Below are 20,292 nucleotides of genomic sequence, written 5' to 3' on the forward strand. Positions count from 1 at the left end.
AAGTCTGGCACGGCAGTTGACGCATGATCACGCAGAGATGTGCACCCGGCGACACCCCCGACGGCGCCCCTCCCCGGCCCTACAGCCCCACGATCGCGTTCCACTCCTTGGCGAATTCCGTCCGCTCCTTGGGGGTGATGTCGCGGGCGATGGCCAGCCGCTTGCGCATCCCGTCGTCGGGGAAGATCAGCGGGTCCTCGGCGAGCGCGGCGCGTTCCTTGTCCTTGGAGGAGGCGAGGATGTCGCGCGCGGCCGGGACGGGGCACACATAGTTGACCCAGGCGGCGAGGTCGGCGGCGACCTCCGGCCGGTAGTAGTAGTCGATCAGCCGCTCGGCGTTGCGCTTGTGGTCCGCGAGATTGGGGATCATCAGGCTCTCCGCCCACAGCTCGGCGCCCTCCTGCGGGACGACGAACTCGATGTCCGGGTTGTCCGCCTGGAGCTGGATCACATCGCCGGAGTAGGCCTGCGCGGCGAGCACATCGCCGGAGTCGAGGTCCTTGATGTAGTCGTTGCCGGTGAAGCGCCGGATGTGGCCCTTGCCGACGAGGCCGCGTATCCGGTCGATCATGCGGTGGAAGTCGTCGGCGGTCCAGCGGGTGATGTCGACCCCGTCCCCCTGCATCAGCAGGGCGAACGCCTCGTCGAGCCCGGACAGCAGGGTGACCCGGCCGCGCAGATCGTCCTTCCACAGGTCGGAGGTGTGCTGGATCTCCCGGCCGAGCTTCTTGCGGTTGTAGGCGATGCCGGTGATCCCGGACTGCCAGGGCACGGAGTGCTTGCGGCCCGGGTCGAAGTGCGGGGTGCGCAGCAGCGGATCGAGGTGCCGGGCGACCTGCGGCTGGGCGGCGCGGTCCATCTCCTGGACCCAGCCCAGCCGGACGAACCGGGCGCACATCCAGTCGCTGATGACGATCAGGTCGCGGCCGGTGCTCTGGTGGTTCATCAGCGCGGGGCTGATCTTCCCGAAGAACTCGTCGTTGTCGTTGATCTCCTCGGTGTACGTGACGGAGATCCCGGTGCGGCGCCGGAAGGCGTCCAGCGTGGGCCGGCGCTGTTTGTCGTGATCATCGACGTCGATGTACAGCGGCCAGTTGGCGAAGACCACGCTGCGGTCCTGTGCGGAGCGGTCGGGGCTCGCACGGTCCGCCGCCTTGACGTACGCGGGCGGCACCCCGCATCCGGTCATGGCGGCCAGCGCCCCCGTCACACCGATTCCGCCCACACCCCGGAGCAGCACACGCCGCGAAAGATCAGCCATGGCGAGCACTCTCACGTGCCGCGGGCGGAGGCGGCAAGAGACAGAGCGTCCATTGCCGGGCCTCCGCCCGCGACGGTGTGTCGAGCGTTCCGTGCCGCTCGACGGTGGGGGTCCCCCGGGCCGGGCCGGTCAGGCCCCGGTCGGCGGGCCGGCCGGGCGGCTCAGCCGTCCAGCGAGGTCATCACGTGCTTGATGCGGGTGTAGTCGTCGAAGCCGTAGGCCGAAAGGTCCTTGCCGTACCCGGACTTCTTGAATCCGCCGTGCGGCATCTCGGCGACCAGCGGGATGTGGGTGTTGATCCACACACAGCCGAAGTCGAGGCTCTTGGACATCCGCATGGCGCGGGCATGGTCCTTGGTCCACACCGAGGACGCGAGCGCGTACTCGACGTCGTTGGCCCACTGCAGCGCCTGCTTCTCGTCGGTGAAGGACTGGACGGTGATGACCGGGCCGAAGACCTCCTGCTGGACGATCTCGTCGTCCTGCTTGAGGCCGGAGACGACGGTCGGGGCGAAGAAGTAGCCCTTCTCGCCGACCTGCTCGCCGCCCGCCTCGATCTTGGCGTGCGCGGGCAGCCGCTCGATGAAGCCCTTGACCTGCTTGAGCTGGTTGGCGTTGTTCAGCGGGCCGAAGAGCACGTCCTCGTCGTCGACGGCGCCGGTCTTGGTCTCCGACGCGGCCTTGGCCAGCGCGGCGACGAACTCGTCGTGGATGGACTCCTGGACGAGCACCCGGGTCGCGGCCGTACAGTCCTGGCCGGCGTTGAAGTATCCGGCGACGGAGATGTCCTCGACGGCCTTGGCGATGTCGGTGTCCTCGAAGACGACGACCGGCGCCTTGCCGCCCAGCTCCAGGTGGACCCGCTTGAGGTCCTTGGAGGCGGACTCGGCGACCTGCATGCCGGCGCGCACCGAACCGGTGATGGAGGCCATCGCCGGGACGTGGTGCTCGACCATCAGACGGCCGGTCTCACGGTCGCCGCAGATGACGTTGAAGACGCCGCGGGAGTGGCCCATCTCGTCCAGCACGCTGCCGATGATGTCGGCGATCAGCACCGTCGAGGCGGGGGTGGTGTCGGACGGCTTGATGACGACGGTGTTGCCCGCGGCAAGCGCCGGGGCGAACTTCCAGACGGCCATCATCATCGGGTAGTTCCACGGCGCGACCTGGGCGCAGACGCCGACCGGCTCGCGGCGGATGATGGAGGTGAAGCCGTCCATGTACTCGCCGGCCGAGCGGCCCTCGAGCATCCGGGCGGCGCCCGCGAAGAAGCGGATCTGGTCCACCATCGGCGGGATTTCCTCGGAGCGTACGAGGGCGACCGGCTTGCCGCAGTTCTCGGACTCGGCGGCGATCAGCTCCTCCGCCCGCTCCTCGAAACGGTCGGCGACCTTGAGCAGTACCTTCTGGCGCTCGGCCGGGATCAGGTCACGCCAGGCGGGGAAGGCTGCCTCGGCGGCGGCCATGGCCGCGTCCACGTCGGTGGCTCCCGAGAGAGGGGCGGTGGCGTACGCCTCACCCGTCGCCGGGTTGACCACCTCCGTGGTCCGGCCGTCGGCTGCGTCCCGGAACTCCCCGTCGATGTAGTTGCGCAGACGACGCAGTGCGGTGCTCACTGTGGCGCCCCCTTCAGTCAGATGTCCGGTGGTTTGACACCACCCTAGCCATGGAACCGACGTTTTCAACACACCCGCCACCCCCTAACAACGAAATCAGTGAAATTTAGATCACTCCACAACTGATTTCATCGGTTTGGGGTTGCGCGACTGACGAGGCTGGTGCACAGTGAAGGACGTGGCCACTCGTGACAGAAACGGCACTCCGTCGATCGACTCCGTCTCCCTGGCGATCATCGAGCAGCTCCAGGAGGACGGGCGCCGTCCGTACGCCGCGATCGGCAAGGCCGTAGGCCTGTCCGAGGCGGCCGTGCGCCAGCGCGTACAGAAACTGCTCGACCAAGGCGTGATGCAGATCGTCGCGGTCACCGACCCCCTCACGGTCGGTTTCCGTCGACAGGCAATGGTCGGCATCAACGTCGAGGGTGACCTCGATCCCGTGGCCGACGCCCTGACGACCATGGAAGAAGTCGAGTACGTCGTCATGACTGCAGGCTCCTTCGATCTCCTCATCGAGATCGTCTGCGAGGACGACGATCACCTGCTGGAAATGATCAACAAGCGGATCCGCACGCTTCCCGGCGTCCGGACCACCGAGAGCTTCGTGTACCTCAAGCTCCGGAAGCAGACCTACACCTGGGGAACGAGATAGCAATGAGCCGCGACCTCTCCAAGACGGCATACGACCACCTGTGGATGCACTTCACCCGCATGTCGTCGTACGAGAATGCCCCCGTGCCCACGATCGTGCGCGGTGAAGGCACCAACATCTACGACGACAAGGGCAAGCGCTACATCGACGGCCTCGCCGGCCTCTTTGTGGTCAACGCCGGCCACGGCCGGGTCGAGCTCGCCGAGACCGCCTACAAGCAGGCGCAGGAACTGGCCTTCTTCCCCATCTGGTCCTACGCCCACCCCAAGGCCGTCGAGCTCGCCGAGCGCCTGGCCAACGAGGCCCCCGGCGACCTCAACAAGGTCTTCTTCACCACCGGTGGCGGCGAGGCCGTCGAGACCGCCTGGAAGCTGGCCAAGCAGTACTTCAAGCTCACCGGCAAGCCGATGAAGCACAAGGTGATATCCCGCGCGGTGGCCTACCACGGCACCCCGCAGGGCGCCCTGTCCATCACCGGTCTGCCGGCCCTGAAGGCCCCCTTCGAGCCGCTGGTCCCCGGCGCGCACAAGGTGCCGAACACCAACATCTACCGCGCCCCGATCCACGGCGACGACCCCGAGGCCTTCGGCCGCTGGGCCGCCGACCAGATCGAGCAGCAGATCCTCTTCGAGGGCCCCGAGACCGTCGCCGCGGTCTTCCTCGAGCCCGTCCAGAACGCCGGTGGCTGCTTCCCGCCGCCGCCCGGCTACTTCCAGCGGGTCCGCGAGATCTGTGACCAGTACGACGTGCTGCTCGTCTCCGACGAGACCATCTGCGCCTTCGGCCGCCTGGGCACGACGTTCGCCTGTGACAAGTTCGGCTACATCCCGGACATGATCACCTGCGCCAAGGGCATGACCTCGGGTTACTCCCCGATCGGCGCCTGCATCGTCTCCGACCGCCTGGCCGAGCCGTTCTACAAGGGCGACAACACCTTCCTGCACGGCTACACCTTCGGTGGCCACCCGGTCTCCGCGGCCGTCGGTGTCGCCAACCTCGACATCTTCGAGCGCGAGGGCCTCAACAAGCACGTCCTCGACAACGAAGGCGCCTTCAAGAGCACCCTGGAGAAGCTGCACGACCTGCCGATCGTCGGCGACGTCCGCGGCAACGGCTTCTTCTACGGCATCGAGCTCGTCAAGGACAAGGTCACCAAGGAGTCCTTCTCCGACGAGGAGACCGAGCGCGTCCTGTACGGCTTCCTCTCCAAGGCGCTGTACGACGCCGGCCTCTACTGCCGCGCCGACGACCGTGGCGACCCGGTCATCCAGCTCGCCCCGCCGCTGATCGCCGACCAGGCGGTCTTCGACGAGATCGAGCAGATCCTGCGCGGCGTCCTCACCGAGGCCTGGACCAAGCTCTGATCACCCCGCTCGATCATCGCGTCACCTCCTGATGCGTTGATATGAGTAGCGCACAACTGAAAATCCAACGGCTCAGATTCACTCATTTTCAGCTATACGAGTGAATCTGGGCCGTTGTCCGTGCCCAGCGCCGAATACCGGGGGCCACCAGTACTTACCGTGCCAGTGACCGATATCCTCCAAGGTCGTTCACCCGGTTGGGGGAACGAACGGACGCGAACAAGCAAGAGGTGCGCAGATGGTGGCCCCACCTGACAACGACGTGCTCTGGGCCCGCGGCCTGCACCACACGCACGGCAGCACCCCGGCTCTCACCGGCGTCTCCCTCGGCGTCCGCGAGGGCGAGATCCTCGCCGTCACCGGCCCGCGCGGCAGCGGCAAGACCACGCTCCTCAAATGCCTCTCGGGTCATCTCGCCCCGGCCGAGGGCGAGGTCTGGTTCAACAGCGCCCCCGTACACACCCTCTCCTCCCCCAGCCGCGAACGGCTGCGCCTGGACCGGTTCGGCTGGATCGACACCGAACCCCAGCTCGTCCCCGAACTGACCGCCTGGGAGAACGCCGCCCTCCCGCTCCTGCTGCGCGGCACCGGCAACCGCTCCGCCAGGCACACCGCCATGGAGTGGCTCGACCGCCTCGACGTCGGCATGTGCGCCCGCCGCCGCCCCGCCCGGCTCGACCAGTCCCAGCGGCAGCGCATCGCCATCGCCCGCGCCCTCGCCGCCGAACCCCAGGTCCTGTTCGCCGACGAGCCGACCGCCCCGCTGCACCAGGCCGACGGCACCCAGGTGCTGCGCACCCTCACCGCCGCTGCCCGCTCGCACCAGATCACCGTGGTCCTGGCGACCCACGACCCCGATGTCGCCGTGCTCGCCGACCGGACCATCGCCCTCCTCGACGGCCGCCGCACGGGCACCTCGGCCTCGGCCAATGGTTCCCCCGACGCGGAAAGCAGGGCAGCGTGCTCGCTCTCCGTCTAGCCCGCGGCTCTCACCCCCTCGTTCTGCTGCGCCGCCTCTTCGTCGCCGCCGCAGCGTCCTGCACCGGCTTCCTGCTGCTCTCCACCGTCGGCCACGCCGCCGGGCACCCCGCCACGGCCGACGAATCACTGGTACGCCTGCTGTGGTGTGCGGCCCCGCTCGCCGCCACCGCTCAGCTCGCAGCCTCGGTGGCCCGTACGGACCCGGCCGCCCGACTCCACCGGGGCATGGCTGCCGCCGGCCTCGGCCCCCTCCGGCTGGCCCTGCTCGCCACGGCCTCCACCGCGCTCTCGTGTCTCCTCGGCGTCCTCCTCTCCCTGCTCGTCTTCCTCCGCCTGCGCGGCGACCTCGTCGGCGCCCCGGCCACCGTCGACGCCCTCGGCATCGACGCCGACCTACTGGGCACAGGCCACCCCGTTCCGCTTGCCGGCGCCCTGATGCTGCTGTCGGTCGTGCCGCTGACCGCCGCCGCCGCGACCGCCGTGTCCTTGCGCCCGCGCAGCGCCGACATCTCCCCGGACCCCGAGGCCCCCACCAAGGCGGCCAACCCCTCCGGCCTCCCCTGGGGCATGGCCCTTACGGCAGCGGGCCTGGCGATCGAGGCCTACGCCAGCCGCGGTACCGCCGCCTCCGCCGGGCAGCTGCCGCTCCCCGGCCGACTGGTCGGCAGCCCCCCGGGCGTACTGGGCGGCTGGGCACTGTCCACCGTCGGCCTCATCCTGGCCGGCCCCGGTCTGGTCCACCTGTGCGGCCGCGTCCTGTGCGCGGGACGCCCCGGCGCGCTGCGGCTGCTCTCCGGGCGCGTACTCGAAGGGGAGTCACGCCGCCTCGGACGCTCGCTCGGCGTACTGTGCGCGGTCGCCTCCGCCACCTACGCGGCGGTCAAGGTGTACGAAGCCACTCCCTCCCGTCCCTTCGGGCCGCTCACCGCCATCGGTGCGGCCGTCGTCCTCGCCTGCGTCACCGCCAGCGCGCTCACCGCCGCACTGGAATCCCGCTCGGCCCGCGCCCGCACCACGGCCGCCCTGCGCCGCCTCGGCGCGCCCGCCTCCGCTCTCCGCCACGCCGCCGCTCTGCGCGCCACGTCCCTGGTGATCGTGATCGGCCCGCTGACCTTCGCCGTTGCGGAAATGGCCACGCTTCCTCTGCTGCGCTGAGGAGCGGGGTGACTCCCGCCGCGCCCCACAGGGCGGGCGGCGGCACGAGCCGGGGCGCACCCTCTCAGCGGGCCAGGGCGGTGGCTTCCACCTCTATTCGCCAGTCCGGCCGGGCCAGCGACGACACCTCCAGCAACGTGTCGGCCGGATAGGGCTCGGACAGGAACTCGCCCCGCAAGGTGATGACGTGTTCCAGGTCGGCGGCCATGTCCGTGACGAAGATGCCCACCTTCACCACATCGGCGAGCGAGGCACCCGCCTCGGCAAGAACCCGTGCGACGTTCGCGAACGCCTGTCGCCCCTGTATGAGGAAGTCGTCCGCGACGGTACGCCCGTACTCATCGATTCCCGCCTGCCCCGAGACGTGGATCAGGCCACCCGCCTTGATCGCCTGCGAGATCCGGTACGGCTCGTACCAGTCCGGCGTGGTGGCGATCCGCTCGATCTCCCGCGCGCCATGGGCCTCTGCAACACCACTCATCGACACAACACTCCCCCGCCGTTCCATGTACACACATCTCTTGCATGCGCATACATAAGTTTCAGGTGCATGTACGCTGATGTCAAGAGCCCAGCGGAAAAGGCGGAGGAAAGCAGAAGACGATGGACGCGGAGCACTGGGACCGGTTCGGCGCACTGCACACGCGCGTGGAGCAGGAGCTGGCCAAGGCACTCCAGCAACACCACAGCATCGGACTCTCGGAGTACCGCGCGCTGGCCCGGCTCGCCGAGGCAGAGGACGGCGAGCTGCGCATGCAGGAGCTCGCCGACCTCATCGGCCTCAATCAGAGTTCCGTGAGCCGGCTGGCCTCCCGCCTCGAATCGTCCGGGCTCACCCGCCGGGACCTGTGCCCGAAAGACCGGCGCGGTGTCTACAGCGTGATCACGGACGAGGGGCGCGACATTCAGAAGAAGGCTCGCCCGACATACGACGGCGCCCTGCGTACCGCACTCGATGCGGCGGCCGAGGACGGCCACCTCGGGCCGCTGGTGGAAGTACTGCGGACCTAACATGGCGGGCGTGCAGCCGAATTCAGAGCCCCCAGCATCCCGCCGCGCCCACGACAGCGACCACGAGATCGAGTCCCTCGCGGAATTCGACCGCGCCGTCGCCTCGGGCCGTCTCGCCGGGCACCGCATCCAGTCGGTCGACCTGACGGACCGTACGTTTGCGCTGCTCAGCACCGACACCACCGAGTCCGTGTTCCTCGGCTGCGCCATGGAGCCCGACGCCGCTGCCAAGGTGCGGGCCGGCGGCGCCCTGGTCTTCCCGCCCATACCGGACCTGCCGTTCGATCCCTACCGCGGCAGCCTGTACGGACCGGACGAGCTCTTCGAGGGGCTGGCCGACGCCGGATACGAAGCCACCCCCGACGCCCGCACCTACCACTGGTACCAGGAGACCAGGACGGACGGCGACATCTTCGCCTCGATGCTGCGCAGCATCCACGACGACGCCGTCTCCGACGCCCTGGACGAACATCTCGCCGGCGCGCGGGTGGTGGGCGTCATGGGCGGCCACGCCATGGAGCGCGGATCCGCGGCCTATGCGGGCGCCGCCCGGCTCGCCCGCCGGCTGGCCCGCGACGGCATGACCGTCGCAACCGGCGGCGGCCCCGGCGCGATGGAGGCGGCGAACCTCGGGGCGTACGCCGCACCCTTCGAGGACACCATGCTCGACTCGGCGCTGGAGATCCTGGCCAAGGCACCGCACTTCACCCCCTCCGTCACGGACTGGGCGCGGGTCGCGTTCGAGGTCCGCCGGAGCCGGCCCGGCGGCAATTCCTCTGTCGGCATGCCCACCTGGTTCTACGGTCACGAGCCGCCCAACGCCTTCGCCTCCCATGTCGCGAAGTACTTCGTCAACGCGGTACGCGAGGACGGCCTGCTGGCGCGCTCCAACGCGGGCGTGGTGTTCCTTCCGGGCGCCGCCGGGACGGTGCAGGAAATCTTCGACAACGCGACCCCCAACTACTACGAATCGCGCGGCGAGCCGACCCCGATGGTGCTGGTGAACCGCGAGCACTGGACCCAGAAGCTCCCTGCCTGGCCACTGCTCCAGGCTCTCGCGGCGGACCGTGTCATGGCGGCCAGGATCGCGCTGGTCGATTCGGTGGACGAGGTCCCCGACGCGCTGGCCCGTCTCGCGGCCGAGGCGGATTCCTGACCGGCGGGGCTCCGACCGGGCCGGTCAGTGCCCCGTCGTCCTGGTCCCCTGCCGGTCCCGAAATCTGTTTGCCCATCGGAGGCAACTGCCGCACGGAAATGCGCGTCTGCCAAGCCAGGTAATGAACAGGTAATGCAGGCAGTGCGCGAACGGAGCTCTTGGTGATCATCGGCCTTCTGACGGCCGTAGCGGCATCGGCCTGCTACGGCACGGGTTCGGTCCTGCAGGCGGTGGGTTCGCGCAAATCCGCCCGCCGGGAGGCGGCAGCCGCCTCCACCACCGGTGTCACCCAGCACGGCGGCCCCAGCCTGTCCTCCACTGCCAAAGCCGCCGTGACCTGGGAATTCATGGTCGGCACGGTGCTGGACTTCATAGGGTTCGGGCTCGGCGCGCTGGCCGCCCGGCTGCTGCCGCTGTTCCTTTCCCAGACGGTGATCAGCGCCAACCTCGTGATCACCGCCGTGCTGAGCATCAAGCTCCTCGGTATCCGGCTCACCCGGCCGGAATGGATCTCCATCGCCGTGGTCTGTTCGGCGCTGGTGCTGCTCGCCACGGCCGCCGGGCCGGAAGGCGGCGGCCACACACCGATCGCCGGCCACTGGTGGCTGCTGGCCACGTCCGTCGCGATCATCGGCGGCGGCACCCTGATCGTGCGCCTGCTGGGCGGGCGGGCCGCGATCCTCGCCGGCCTGCTCTCCGGCCTGGGCTTCGGCGCGCTCGGCGTCGGTGTACGTGTCCTGAACGGTGTCGATCCCTTCCATCTGCCGTCCCTCCTCGGTGACCCCGCTCTGTACGCGATCCTCGTCGCGGGCATCGGCGGGATGTATCTGCACACCGTCGCCCTGCAGATCGGCTCGGTGAACGGCGCCACGGCTGCTCTGGTCGTGGGCGAAACCGTGGTGCCGGGCATCCTCGGGGTGATGTGGCTGGGGGACTCCTCCCGCCCGGGCTTCGCCTGGGTCGCGGTCCTTGGCTTTATGGTGGCCGTGGCCGGGGCCGTCGCGGTGGCCTGGTGCGGAGAGCCGGAACCGGAGGCCATGCCCGCGACGGCCGACAGCACGAACGCGCCGGCCGGGACGCCGGGCGACCACGGCTCCGCGTCGGGCGACGGCCTGCCACCGTCGTCGCCCGGAGGCGGCGACGGGCCCGCCGAGCAGTCCACTCACCCCCTGGCCGACAACCGCGCCGGCTCCTGATACGAACGGTACGAACGGTCCCGGTCCCGGTCCCGCTCCTCACCGACCCGGGCCTGCCCCTTCTCCCCTCGCATGCGCGACATCCGGGCCGCTGAGCACGGCTATCGGCCGCTCGGCCACCGCACGCGGATGCGTCCCCGGCAAGGGGTTGCCCCGCCGCGCGGCCGCCCCATCAGCGCCCGTCCCGGCGCCAGTTACCGCCGACGGCGTTTCAGCCCTCGGGGTGGAAGACGAACAGCGTGCAGCCCGTCGTCGTCTGCGGGATGTGCGACGAGCCGGCGGGGGCATGGAGGAACGCGCCCGCGGGATGGTCGCGTTCGCCGTCGTTGAAGACGCCGGAGACCACGAAGACCTCTTCCGGCCCCGGTTCGTGGACGTCGATGCCCTCCCAGCACGTGTGCGGATCCAACTCCAGCACCTGCGCCTTCGCGCCGCTCTCACCGCTCCACAGCGGCCGCGGGCGGATGCCGGGGAAGAGTTCGCGCGTGGGCGCGTCGCGTACGGCGGACCACACGTAGCCGGGCAGCTGCCCGTTCGTCTGCGCTGTCGTGTCTGCTCCCTGTGGTGCCGGTGGCGCCTGTGGTGTCTCTCTCGTCATGGGGCACGCCTCGTCGGCGGCCGGCGCCCCGCCCAGTGTCTGGATCGACGTTCCACGGTACTTTCCTGCCATGCACCGTGTGGCGACTCTCGTCCACGCGCACAGAGGCCCAAATCCCGCGGCCTGGCCGAGTACGTGGAGGACGCGCTGCCTGCCGGGGCCGGCAGCGATGTCTCACGTGGTCATCCCGTCGCGGCGTCCAGGACCACGACGTCCTGCGCGGCGAAGGCGATGCCCACTCCTTCTCCGGTCTCCGGAGCGTTCTGCAGCGCGCAGGCCGCCTCCACCTGTGGCCCGGCGGCCGGCTGGAGCAGCAGCGCGACATGGGTTCCGCGGAACGTACGCGCGGCGACTGTGCAGGGCAAGCCCTCCTGGGCAGATGTCAGCCGCACTCCCGCGGGGCGCACGAGCAGACGGCACGGCCCGTCCGCGGTGCCTTCAGGGACCGGCACCTTGCCCCACGGGGTGACGGCGACCTCGCCCTGCACCGTCGCCTCGACCACATTGTCGAAACCAAGGAAGCGGGCGACGAACTCGGTGGCGGGCCGCTGCCAGACCTCCAGAGGGGTGCCCGTCTGGGCGATCCGTCCGTCCTGCATCACCACGACCCGGTCGGCCAGCGCGAAGGCCTCGCCCTGGTCGTGCGTGACGGCAAGCACCGTTGTGCCCAACTCCCGGAAGAGCCGACGGAGTTCGACGACCAGGCGCTCGCGCAGCCCGCGGTCGAGCTGGCCGAGCGGCTCGTCCAGCATCAGCAGCCGGGGCCGCGGGGCGAGCGCGCGGGCCAGGGCGACGCGCTGCTGCTCGCCGCCGGACAGCGAAGCGATGGCACGCCGCTGCGCACCCGGCAGCCCGACGAGGTCCAGCAGTTCGGTGACCGTACGCTCCTGGTCGGCGCGCGAGGCGCGTCGCATCCGCAGCCCAAAGGCGACATTGCCCGCCACATCGCGCTGCGGGAAGAGCTGATGGTCCTGGAACATCAGCCCGACGCCGCGCCGGTGCGTCGGCACCCCCGTCTGGTTGCGGCCCTCCAGCAACACCCGTCCCGCATCGGCCTGTTGGAGCCCGGCCACCACTCGCAGGAGCGTGGATTTGCCGCTGCCGCTCGGGCCCAGCACACACACGATTTCCTGCGCGGCGACCTCCAGATCCACCGCGTCGAGCGCGGGCCGCCCGCCGGGCGTGCCGAAGCGGACGGTCACCCCGCCCAGCCGCAGCAACTGCCGCGCCGTGCTCCCGGCCTGTGCCGTCATCTAGAACTCCCCGGACTGGTCGGTACGGATGCGCTCCAGGGCCAGCAGGGCGCCGGCGCACACCACCATCAAGACGGTCGACAGGGCCATCGCCTGCCCGTAGTTGAGCTCCCCGGCGCGTCCCAGCAGCCGCGCCACGGCCACCGGCAGAGTCGGATGGTCCGGCCGCGCGATGAAGACCGTCGCACCGAATTCACCGAGGGATACGGCGAAGGCGAACCCGGCCGCGATCAGCAGGGCCCGCCGCACCATCGGCAGATCCACCTCGCGCCACACCCGCCATGGCGAGGCGCCCAGCATGGCGGCCGCCTCCCGCAGCCTTCCGTCGACGGCCCGCAGGACGGGCAGCATCGTCCGGACCACGAACGGCACACCCACCAGCGCCTGGGCGAGGGGCACCAGCCACCACGAGGAGCGCAGATCCAGCGGTGGCCTGTCGAGAGTGATCAGGAAGCCGAAGCCGACGGTCACCGCGGAGACCCCGAGCGGCAGCATCAAGAGGGCGTCGAAGCCGCGGACGAGCCGCCCGGCCCGGGGGCTCGTGCCGCCCGGGCGAGGCCGGGCGGGGGCGAAGGTCAGGGCGGTTGCCGCCAGCCCGCCCACCACCAGCGCGATCACCGTCGCCGCGGCGCCGTAGGAGAGGGAGTTCCACAAGGCGTCGAGGGGCGCGACGGCGAAGGTGCTGTCGGCGGACGCTGCGGAGCCGAGCGAGGTGTAGAAGATCCCTCCGTAGCCGTCCGGACCGGCGAAGGACCTCTCCACCAGCACCAGAAGAGGTACGACGAGCAGAACGGCGATGACGGCCAGCGTGCCCCACAGCAGTGCCCACTGGCCGCGGCCGTGCGGCCGACGGGCGGTCGCGGAGGAGTCCACGAGCCGCAGGGTGGATTCCCGCCGGCGCACGGTCCAGGCGTGCAGCGCCAGGATTCCCAGCACCGCCACGAATTGGAGCAGGGTGAGGACGGCGGCCGTCGGCAGGTCGAGGTAGTCCGCGGTCTGCCGGTAGATCTCGACCTCCAGGGTCGAGAAGGTCGGCCCGCCCAGAATCTGCACGATTCCGAAGGAGGTGAAGGTGAACAGGAAGACCATCAGCGCGGCGGCGGCGACGGCCGGACCGAGCGCGGGCAGCGTCACCCTGCGCCAGGCGGCGAACCGTCCGGCGCCCAGCACCCGCGCCGCCTCTTCCTGCCGCGGATCGAGCTGTCCCCAGAGGCCGCCGACGGTCCGTACGACCACGGCGTAGTTGAAGAAGACGTGGGCCAGCAAAATCGCCCACACCGACGTGTCCAGACGGACACCCCACAGGTCGTCCAGCAGCCCGCCCCGCCCGACCAGCGCCAGGAATGCCGAGCCGACCACGACGGTCGGCAGCACGAACGGCACCATCACGACCGCCCGCAGCAGCTGTTTGCCGGGGAAGTCGAAACGCGCAAAGACATACGCGCCGGGCAGGGCGATCAGCAGCGTCAGTGCGGTCGAGGCCGCCGCCTGCCAGACGGTGAACCACAGCACATGCAGGACGTCGGGATCGCCCAGCACCGCACCGATCCGGCCGGGCTGCCAGCGCCCGCCGTCCTTCAGGCCCCGCCCCACGATCGCCACGACCGGATACGCGAAGAACAGCGCGAAGAAGGCGAGCGGCAGGGCCATCAGGCCGAGCCGCACCGCCGTCCGCCGCGAAGGCCTGGTGCGCAGGGCGCGGGTTACTTCAGAACGAGCGAGGACCACTGCTTGATCCACTGTTCGCGGTTCTTGGTGATCGTCTCCGGGGCCAGCGTCCCCGGCTTGTCGATCGTCGCGCCGTACTTGGTGAACAGCGCCGGCACCTTGGCGTCCTTGAGAGCCGGGTTGACGTACATCTGCAGCGGCATGTCCTCCTGGAACTTCTTGCTCAGCAGGAAGTCCAGCAGCGCCTTGCCGCCCTTCTCGTTCTTCGCGCCCTTGAGCAGACCGCCGAATTCGATCTGGCGGAAGCAGGTGCCGGTCGCGACGCCGGTCGGCGCCTGGCGGGGCTCCGGCTTCTTGACCTCGGCGATCGGACTGGAGGCGTAGGAGACCACCAGCGGCTTGTCGCCCTTGCGCTTGCCGGCCGCGGAGCCCGAGAACCGCTCGTTGTAGGCCTGGTTCCAGCCGTCGACGACCTCGACGCCGTTGGCCTTGAGCTTCTTCCAGTAGCCCTGCCAGCCGGTCTCGCCGTACTTGGCGATGGTGCCGAGCTGGAAGGCGAGTCCGGGAGAGGAGGTCGCGGAATTCTCCGTGACGAGCAGCCCCTTGTATGCGGGCTTGATCAGGTCGTCGAAGGTCTTCGGCGGGGCGATCTTGTGCTGGGCGAAGTAGGCGCGGTCGTAATTGACGCAGATGTCGCCGTAGTCGAGCGGGGTGACACGGTGCCTGCCCTTGTCGAGCTGCAGACCGGCAGGCACTCCGTCCAGCCCCTTGGCCTTGTACGGGCTGAAGAGGTCTGCCTTCAGGCCGCGCGAGAGCAGGGTGTTGTCGATGCCGAAGAACACATCGCCCTGCGGGTTGCCCTTGGACAGAATCGCCTGGTTGACGGCCTTTCCGGCATCCCCGCCCGGGAGCACCTTGATCTTGTAACCGCTCTCCTTCTCGAAGGCGGCAAGTACTGACTTGGAGGCGAAGAACGAATCATGACTGACCAGCGTGACGGTCTTGGCGTCGGCGCTGTCGCCCCCGCCCGAGCTGCCGCAAGCAGCGAGAGCGGTCATGCCGACCGCGGCGGCGAGCGCTGTCGCGGTGATCCTGCTGGTGATGCTCACTGATTTCCTCCTGGCTGGCCAGGAAGAGACGCGGCCCCGCCCGGTGTCCGCGGTCTTCGACGTCGGTGACGTGCGGCGAGCGGACCCGGGCAGGGCGCAACAGCATGAGTGATGACCGAACTTCCTACCCGGAATGACCCGGGCGAGGTTCAAGGGTCTGCGGGCACCGTAGCTCTACGACGCTTCCGCACTCTCAGCGCTGTGGCGCTCCCCTGTCGGAATGTGCATTTGTTCGATCACACAGTACCAGCGAGCGGTCAGCGTTCCGAGGCCGCGAGCTGCCCGCAGGCGCCGTCGATCTCCTGGCCGCGGGTGTCCCGGACGGTCACCGGCACGCCGTGCGCCTCGATGGCCCGCACGAACGCCCGCTCGTCCTCGGGCCGCGAGGCGGTCCACTTCGACCCGGGCGTCGGATTCAGCGGGATGAGGTTCACATGGACCCGCTTGCCCTTCAGCAGCCGTCCCAGCAGGTCACCACGCCACGCCTGGTCGTTGATGTCACGGATCAGCGCGTACTCGATGGAGATGCGGCGGCCGGACCTCTCGGCGTACTCCCACGCCGCGTCCAGCACCTCGCGCACCTTCCAGCGCGTGTTGACGGGGACGAGGGTGTCGCGCAGCTCGTCGTCCGGCGCATGCAGCGACACCGCGAGCCGGCATTTGAAGCCCTCGTCCGCGAACCGCACCATCGCCGGGACGAGGCCGACCGTGGAGACGGTGATGCCGCGCTGGGACAGCCCCAGGCCGTCCGGCTCCGGGTCGGTCAGCCGCCGGATGGCGCCGACCACGCGCTTGTAGTTGGCGAGCGGCTCGCCCATCCCCATGAAGACGATGTTGGACAGCCTTGCCGGGCCGCCGGGAACCTCGCCGTCCCGCAGTGCCCGCATCCCGTCGACGATCTGGTGCACGATCTCGGCGGTGGAGAGATTACGGTCCAGCCCGGCCTGGCCGGTGGCGCAGAACGGGCAGTTCATCCCGCAGCCGGCCTGCGAGGAGATGCACATGGTGACCCGGTCCGGATAGCGCATCAGGACGGACTCGACGAGCGTGCCGTCGTGCAGCTTCCACAGGGTCTTGCGGGTGGTGTCGTCGTCGCACGAGATGTGCCGGACGACGTTCATCAGGTCCGGCAGCAGCTCCGTCGCCAGCTTCTCGCGCGCCGCCGCCGGGATGTCGGTCCACTGCGCCGGGTCGTGCGCGTAGCGGGCGAAGTAGTGCTGCGAAAGCTGCTTGGCGCGAAAGGGCTTCTCGCCGATCGCGGCCACCGCTTCACGGCGCTCGACAGGGCTGAGATCGGCAAGGTGGCGCGGGGGCTTCTTGGCTCCGCGCGGCGCGACGAAAGTGAGTTCTCCGGGTGCAGGCATGGTTCCTCCAGTGTCGCAGACGCGCGAAGAGGGGTCTGCCACGCACTGCGGCAGACCCCTCAGAGCCCTGGAACCCCCGCGTACGCAGGGACAACGCGACGAAACCGGACGGGGATCACGCGAGCGGAGTCCGTATCGCCCCGCGCGCGGGAAACGCCCGGAGCGGCCCGGCGGACCGATACCGGTTCAGCCTGCTCCCACGAAGACCACGAACAGCAGCCACACCACCGGGGCGGTCGGCAGCAGGGAGTCGAGGCGGTCCATGATGCCGCCGTGGCCGGGCAGCAGGGTGCCCATGTCCTTGATGCCGAGATCGCGCTTGATCATGGATTCGCCCAGGTCGCCGAGGGTGGCACTGGCCGCGACCGCGAGGCCGAGCAGCAGGCCCTGCCACCAGGCACCGTTCCTGATCAGGAACTCCATGCACAGCGCGCCGGCGACCATCGAGAACAGCAGCGCGCCGAGCAGGCCCTCGCGGGTCTTTCCCGGGCTGATGCGCGGCGCCAGCTTGCGCTTGCCGAAGCGCCAGCCGACCGCGTACGCCCCGGTGTCGCTGACGACCGTCAGCAGCAAGAAGGTCAGCACCCGCTGCGGCCCGTCGGCCTCGGCGGCGAGCATCAGGGCCACGAAGGTCGCCAGGAACGGCACGTAGAACGCCGCGAAGACACCGGCCGTGACGTCCCGCAGATAGTTCTCGGGCGCCTCGGTCATCCGCCAGACCAGTACGGCCAGTGCGGTGAGCGCCATCGCCACCCACGCGCCTTCGGCGCCCCGTACGTACCCGGCGACCACCATGGCGGTGCCGCCGACCGCGAGCGGCACCAGCGGCACCCGGATGTCCTTGCGCTCCGACAGCCGCGAGGTCAGTTCCCACAGGCCCACGACGACGGCGATCGCAATGACGCCGACGAAAACGGGCTTGTAGACGAAGAGCGACGCGAGGATGATCGCGCCGAGGCCGACGCCGACTCCTATCGCGGCACGCAGATTGCGCCCCGCGCTCTTCTTCTTCGACCTCTCTGGACCCCGCGAGCCGCCGGGCTCGGGGGAACCGGGGAAAGCAGTGGGCATGGGCTCCTGCGGCTCTTCGTCGCGGAACAGGGGGCCGCTCAGCCGAGCAGCCCCCCGGTCGTCCCGGTGATCCCAGTGGTCGTCCTGGTGTCCGCCTGGCTCGGGCACGATGGGCATGGGCCGAGTCTGCGCCGGGTTGCCCCCGTCGTGCACGGGACCCGCCGGGGCGGGGGGCGCCGCCCCACGGAGCGTGGGGGCCGTTCCCTGGTCGGGCGGCCACCGGTGAGCGGCGCCGGGCGGGGTCCCCCAGGATGACTCGTTCATCAGACCTCGAGGAGCTCGGATTCCTTGTGCTTGAGCAGCTCGTCCACCTGCGCGACGTACTTCGCGGTGGTGTCGTCGAGCTCCTTCTCGGCGCGGCGCACCTCGTCCTCGCCGGACTCCTTGTCCTTGACGAGCTTGTCGAGGGTCTCCTTGGCCTTGCGGCGCACGCTGCGGATCGAGATCTTCGCGTCCTCGCCCTTGGCCTTGGCGACCTTGATGTACTCCTTGCGGCGCTCCTCGGTCAGCTCCGGGAACGTCACTCGGATGATGTTGCCGTCGTTGCTCGGGTTGACGCCGAGGTCGGAGTCGCGGATCGCCTGCTCGATGTTGCGCAGCGCGCTCTTGTCGAACGGGGTCACCACGGCCATCCGCGGCTCGGGAACCGAGAACGACGCCAGCTGGTTGATGGGGGTCATGGCGCCGTAGTAGTCCGCCACGATCTTGTTGAACATCGCCGGGTGCGCACGACCGGTGCGGATCGCGGCGAAGTCCTCCTTGGCGACCACGACGGCCTTCTCCATCTTCTCCTCGGCCTCGAGGAGGATCTCTTCGATCACCACTTGCTCCTGGTCTTTTCGGTAAGAAGCAGAGCCTCGCCCCTGCCGCGCGTCTTCTCCTGCACGGTGTCCGACCGGCAGGCTGTTGTCCATCCCCGTACCGAGGTCTTCCCACGGCCGGGAGTTGCCGCCCCTACGGGTGAAGCCCGTACGGAGTCTCGGCAGTTGGGGCCGTCAGGCCCGGGTGCCCTGATCGCTGACGAGCGTGCCGATCTTCTCACCCTTCACCGCGCGCGCGATATTGCCCTCGGCGAGCAGCTCGAAGACGAGGATCGGGAGCTTGTTGTCGCGGCACAGGGTGATGGCGGTGGCATCGGCGACCTTCAGCTCGCGGGTGATGACCTCGCCGTATTCGAGCGCATCGAACTTGACCGCGTCGGGGTTCTTCTTGGGGTCGGAGTCGTAGACGCCGTCCACGCCGTTCTTGCCCATCAGCATGGCCTCGGCGTCGATCTCCAGGGCCCGCTGGGCGGCGGTGGTGTCGGTGGAGAAGTACGGCATGCCCATACCGGCGCCGAAGATGACGACGCGGCCCTTCTCCAGATGGCGCACCGCGCGCAGTGGAATGTACGGCTCCGCGACCTGGCCCATGGTGATGGCGGTCTGGACGCGGGAGTCGATGCCCTCCTTCTCCAGGAAGTCCTGGAGGGCCAGACAGTTCATGACCGTGCCGAGCATGCCCATGTAGTCGGAGCGGGCCCGGTCCATACCGCGCTGCTGGAGTTCGGCGCCGCGGAAGAAGTTGCCGCCGCCGATCACGATGGCGATCTCATAGCCGTCGCGCACCACGGCGGCGATCTCGCGGGCCATGGCGTGCACCACATCGGGGTCGACACCCAGTCCGCCGCCGCCTGCGAATGCCTCGCCGGACAGCTTCAGCAAAAACCGTCGCCTGCCGCCGTGGTCGGCCTTGTCTGTGTCCGCGCCGTCGGCACCGTGATTCATTGAGCTCTCCTCGTGCACATACGAAGAAGGCCATTGCCGTGGGTCTGGTCCAGATCCCTGTGCGGCAATGGCCTCCTCGTCACATCTGCGGCCGGCCGTTGAGCGGCCGACTGCGTACGACCCTAGCGGGGTCGCAGGTCATTCGCTGCCTTCGTGGCAGGCTCAGATGCCGACCTTGATGCGCGAGAAGCGCTTCAGGGTGACACCGGCCTCCTGGAGGACCTTCTCGACGGACTTCTTGTTGTCGAGCGCGTACGGCTGACCGAGCAGCGTCGCGTCCTTGAAGAAGCCGTTGATGCGCCCCTCGACGATCTTCGGCAGGGCGGCCTCGGGCTTGCCCTCGGCGCGGGTGGTCTCCTCGGCGACGCGGCGCTCGGCCTCGACGACCTCGGCCGGGACGTCGTCCTTGGAGAGGTACTTCGGGGCGAACGCGGCGATGTGCTGCGCGACACCCTTGGCGACCTCGGCGTTCTCCTTGTCGAGCTCGACAAGGACACCGATCTGCGGGGGCAGGTCGGGCATGGTGCGGTGCATGTACGCCGACACATAGCCGTCGGAGAACTGCGCGAAGCGGTCCAGGACGATCTTCTCGCCCAGGGTGGCGTTGGCCTCGTCGACGAACGCCTGGACGGTCTTGCCGGCCTCGATCTCGGAGGCGAGCAGGGCCTCGAGGTCGGCCGGGGAGGTCTTGGCGACGTGCTCGGCGATCGTGTTGGCGACGTCCTGGAACTTCTCACCCTTGGCGACGAAGTCCGTCTCGCACTTCAGCTCGACGATGACGCCGGAGGCGTTGTCGCCGGCGATCAGGGAGACCACGGCGCCGTTCTCGGCGGAGCGGCCCTCGCGCTTGGCGACGCCCTTCTGGCCCTTGATACGCAGCGCCTCGACGGCCTTGTCGACGTTGCCCTCGGCCTCGTCCAGGGCCTTCTTGCAGTCCATCATGCCGGCGCCGGTGAGCTCGCGGAGCTTCTTGACGTCAGCGGCGGTGTAGTTCGCCATGGTCTGTGAATCTCTTCTCGAAATCTCGAAGTCGAAAGATCTACGGGTGGACGGCGGGGGCGGCGCTTGTGG

General features: G+C 69.4%; 19 protein-coding genes and 1 riboswitch. Of the genes, 7 read left to right on the forward strand and 12 right to left on the reverse strand.

The features are described from left to right. Window positions 1-79: 79 nt before the first annotated feature. On the reverse strand, window positions 80-1,261 hold the full coding sequence (locus AB0D04_RS29665) for a spermidine/putrescine ABC transporter substrate-binding protein (RefSeq protein ID WP_362709398.1): 1,182 nt from the start codon (window positions 1,259-1,261) through the stop codon (window positions 80-82). A 161-nt stretch (window positions 1,262-1,422) separates the two neighbouring features. Continuing rightward, a complete protein-coding gene (locus AB0D04_RS29670) occupies window positions 1,423-2,877 on the reverse strand; it encodes a gamma-aminobutyraldehyde dehydrogenase (RefSeq protein WP_362709401.1) in 1,455 nt (484 codons plus the stop codon). A 178-nt stretch (window positions 2,878-3,055) separates the two neighbouring features. Between AB0D04_RS29670 and AB0D04_RS29675 the strand changes: the two genes are divergently transcribed. From AB0D04_RS29675 to AB0D04_RS29690, 4 genes are all read left to right on the forward strand, one after another. Then, window positions 3,056-3,529, forward strand: a complete 474-nt coding sequence (locus tag AB0D04_RS29675; protein WP_052860613.1) for an Lrp/AsnC family transcriptional regulator — start codon at window positions 3,056-3,058, stop codon at window positions 3,527-3,529. Between the two features lie 2 nt (window positions 3,530-3,531). Further along, window positions 3,532-4,893, forward strand: coding sequence for an aspartate aminotransferase family protein (locus tag AB0D04_RS29680; protein WP_362709404.1), 1,362 nt, complete (start codon window positions 3,532-3,534; stop codon window positions 4,891-4,893). Window positions 4,894-5,131: 238 nt separating this feature from the next. Continuing rightward, on the forward strand, window positions 5,132-5,872 hold the full coding sequence (locus AB0D04_RS29685) for an ATP-binding cassette domain-containing protein (protein WP_362709406.1): 741 nt from the start codon (window positions 5,132-5,134) through the stop codon (window positions 5,870-5,872). Further along, window positions 5,854-7,029, forward strand: a complete 1,176-nt coding sequence (locus AB0D04_RS29690; protein WP_362709409.1) for a hypothetical protein — start codon at window positions 5,854-5,856, stop codon at window positions 7,027-7,029. The genes AB0D04_RS29685 and AB0D04_RS29690 overlap by 19 nt, the downstream gene beginning before the upstream one ends. Before the next feature lie 64 nt (window positions 7,030-7,093). Here the strand turns inward: AB0D04_RS29690 and AB0D04_RS29695 are convergent, their stop codons facing one another. After that, window positions 7,094-7,510 carry a RidA family protein gene (locus tag AB0D04_RS29695; RefSeq protein WP_362709412.1) on the reverse strand — a complete coding sequence of 139 codons (417 nt, stop codon included), beginning with the start codon at window positions 7,508-7,510 and terminating at the stop codon, window positions 7,094-7,096. Between the two features lie 122 nt (window positions 7,511-7,632). Here AB0D04_RS29695 and AB0D04_RS29700 point away from each other — a divergent pair, with 122 nt between their 5' ends. The 3 genes from AB0D04_RS29700 to AB0D04_RS29710 all read left to right on the forward strand — a co-directional run bounded on the left by AB0D04_RS29700 (window position 7,633) and on the right by AB0D04_RS29710 (window position 10,392). Beyond that, on the forward strand, window positions 7,633-8,040 hold the full coding sequence (locus tag AB0D04_RS29700; protein WP_362709415.1) for a MarR family transcriptional regulator: 408 nt from the start codon (window positions 7,633-7,635) through the stop codon (window positions 8,038-8,040). A 1-nt stretch (window position 8,041) separates the two neighbouring features. Beyond that, entirely contained in the window at window positions 8,042-9,196 is a 1,155-nt protein-coding gene (locus AB0D04_RS29705) for an LOG family protein (protein WP_362709417.1), read from the forward strand. Window positions 9,197-9,357: 161 nt separating this feature from the next. After that, window positions 9,358-10,392 carry a hypothetical protein gene (locus AB0D04_RS29710; RefSeq protein ID WP_362709419.1) on the forward strand — a complete coding sequence of 345 codons (1,035 nt, stop codon included), beginning with the start codon at window positions 9,358-9,360 and terminating at the stop codon, window positions 10,390-10,392. Window positions 10,393-10,603: 211 nt separating this feature from the next. Here AB0D04_RS29710 and AB0D04_RS29715 read toward each other — a convergent pair whose 3' ends face one another. The 9 genes from AB0D04_RS29715 to tsf all read right to left on the reverse strand — a co-directional run bounded on the left by AB0D04_RS29715 (window position 10,604) and on the right by tsf (window position 20,220). Further along, complete coding sequence (locus AB0D04_RS29715) at window positions 10,604-10,990, reverse strand: cupin domain-containing protein (protein WP_362709421.1); 387 nt, start codon at window positions 10,988-10,990, stop codon at window positions 10,604-10,606. Window positions 10,991-11,172: 182 nt separating this feature from the next. After that, a complete protein-coding gene (locus tag AB0D04_RS29720; RefSeq protein ID WP_362709424.1) occupies window positions 11,173-12,243 on the reverse strand; it encodes an ABC transporter ATP-binding protein in 1,071 nt (356 codons plus the stop codon). Next, the gene (locus AB0D04_RS29725; RefSeq protein WP_362709443.1) at window positions 12,244-13,893 is read right to left on the reverse strand and encodes an iron ABC transporter permease; all 1,650 of its coding nucleotides are present in this window, start codon (window positions 13,891-13,893) and stop codon (window positions 12,244-12,246) included. It abuts the gene before it with no gap. 53 nt (window positions 13,894-13,946) lie between these two features. Further along, on the reverse strand, window positions 13,947-15,020 hold the full coding sequence (locus tag AB0D04_RS29730; protein ID WP_362709427.1) for a thiamine ABC transporter substrate-binding protein: 1,074 nt from the start codon (window positions 15,018-15,020) through the stop codon (window positions 13,947-13,949). A gap of 103 nt (window positions 15,021-15,123) precedes the next feature. Then, a riboswitch (TPP riboswitch) is annotated at window positions 15,124-15,244 on the reverse strand. A 33-nt stretch (window positions 15,245-15,277) separates the two neighbouring features. Further along, window positions 15,278-16,384: a 23S rRNA (adenine(2503)-C(2))-methyltransferase RlmN gene (gene rlmN / locus AB0D04_RS29735; protein WP_362709430.1), complete on the reverse strand. Its 1,107-nt coding sequence runs from the start codon at window positions 16,382-16,384 to the stop codon at window positions 15,278-15,280. 186 nt (window positions 16,385-16,570) lie between these two features. Continuing rightward, a complete protein-coding gene (locus AB0D04_RS29740; protein ID WP_362709433.1) occupies window positions 16,571-17,719 on the reverse strand; it encodes a phosphatidate cytidylyltransferase in 1,149 nt (382 codons plus the stop codon). Continuing rightward, window positions 17,719-18,276 carry a ribosome recycling factor gene (frr, locus tag AB0D04_RS29745; RefSeq protein WP_362709436.1) on the reverse strand — a complete coding sequence of 186 codons (558 nt, stop codon included), beginning with the start codon at window positions 18,274-18,276 and terminating at the stop codon, window positions 17,719-17,721. The genes AB0D04_RS29740 and frr overlap by 1 nt, the downstream gene beginning before the upstream one ends. A 174-nt stretch (window positions 18,277-18,450) precedes the next feature. Further along, window positions 18,451-19,221 (reverse strand): UMP kinase, encoded by a 771-nt coding sequence (gene pyrH, locus AB0D04_RS29750; protein WP_362709438.1) that lies wholly within the window; start codon window positions 19,219-19,221, stop codon window positions 18,451-18,453. Window positions 19,222-19,383: 162 nt separating this feature from the next. Then, window positions 19,384-20,220: a translation elongation factor Ts gene (tsf, locus tag AB0D04_RS29755; protein WP_362709446.1), complete on the reverse strand. Its 837-nt coding sequence runs from the start codon at window positions 20,218-20,220 to the stop codon at window positions 19,384-19,386. Window positions 20,221-20,292: the final 72 nt, after the last annotated feature.

This window comes from Streptomyces sp. NPDC048483 (genome assembly GCF_040651455.1).
Taxonomy (GTDB): domain Bacteria; phylum Actinomycetota; class Actinomycetes; order Streptomycetales; family Streptomycetaceae; genus Streptomyces.

What these genes read in the sequence shown, in the direction of transcription:
- AB0D04_RS29665 (WP_362709398.1), bottom strand. Translation starts at nt 1,261, where the DNA reads ATGGCTGATCTTTCGCGGCGTGTGCTGCTCCGGGGTGTGGGCGGAATC.
- AB0D04_RS29680 (WP_362709404.1), top strand. Translation starts at nt 3,532, where the DNA reads ATGAGCCGCGACCTCTCCAAGACGGCATACGACCACCTGTGGATGCAC.
- AB0D04_RS29685 (WP_362709406.1), top strand. Translation starts at nt 5,132, where the DNA reads ATGGTGGCCCCACCTGACAACGACGTGCTCTGGGCCCGCGGCCTGCAC.
- AB0D04_RS29695 (WP_362709412.1), bottom strand. Translation starts at nt 7,510, where the DNA reads ATGAGTGGTGTTGCAGAGGCCCATGGCGCGCGGGAGATCGAGCGGATC.
- AB0D04_RS29700 (WP_362709415.1), top strand. Translation starts at nt 7,633, where the DNA reads ATGGACGCGGAGCACTGGGACCGGTTCGGCGCACTGCACACGCGCGTG.
- AB0D04_RS29705 (WP_362709417.1), top strand. Translation starts at nt 8,042, where the DNA reads ATGGCGGGCGTGCAGCCGAATTCAGAGCCCCCAGCATCCCGCCGCGCC.
- AB0D04_RS29715 (WP_362709421.1), bottom strand. Translation starts at nt 10,990, where the DNA reads ATGACGAGAGAGACACCACAGGCGCCACCGGCACCACAGGGAGCAGAC.
- AB0D04_RS29720 (WP_362709424.1), bottom strand. Translation starts at nt 12,243, where the DNA reads ATGACGGCACAGGCCGGGAGCACGGCGCGGCAGTTGCTGCGGCTGGGC.
- AB0D04_RS29725 (WP_362709443.1), bottom strand. Translation starts at nt 13,893, where the DNA reads ATGGCCCTGCCGCTCGCCTTCTTCGCGCTGTTCTTCGCGTATCCGGTC.
- rlmN (WP_362709430.1), bottom strand. Translation starts at nt 16,384, where the DNA reads ATGCCTGCACCCGGAGAACTCACTTTCGTCGCGCCGCGCGGAGCCAAG.
- AB0D04_RS29740 (WP_362709433.1), bottom strand. Translation starts at nt 17,719, where the DNA reads ATGAACGAGTCATCCTGGGGGACCCCGCCCGGCGCCGCTCACCGGTGG.
- pyrH (WP_362709438.1), bottom strand. Translation starts at nt 19,221, where the DNA reads ATGAATCACGGTGCCGACGGCGCGGACACAGACAAGGCCGACCACGGC.
- tsf (WP_362709446.1), bottom strand. Translation starts at nt 20,220, where the DNA reads ATGGCGAACTACACCGCCGCTGACGTCAAGAAGCTCCGCGAGCTCACC.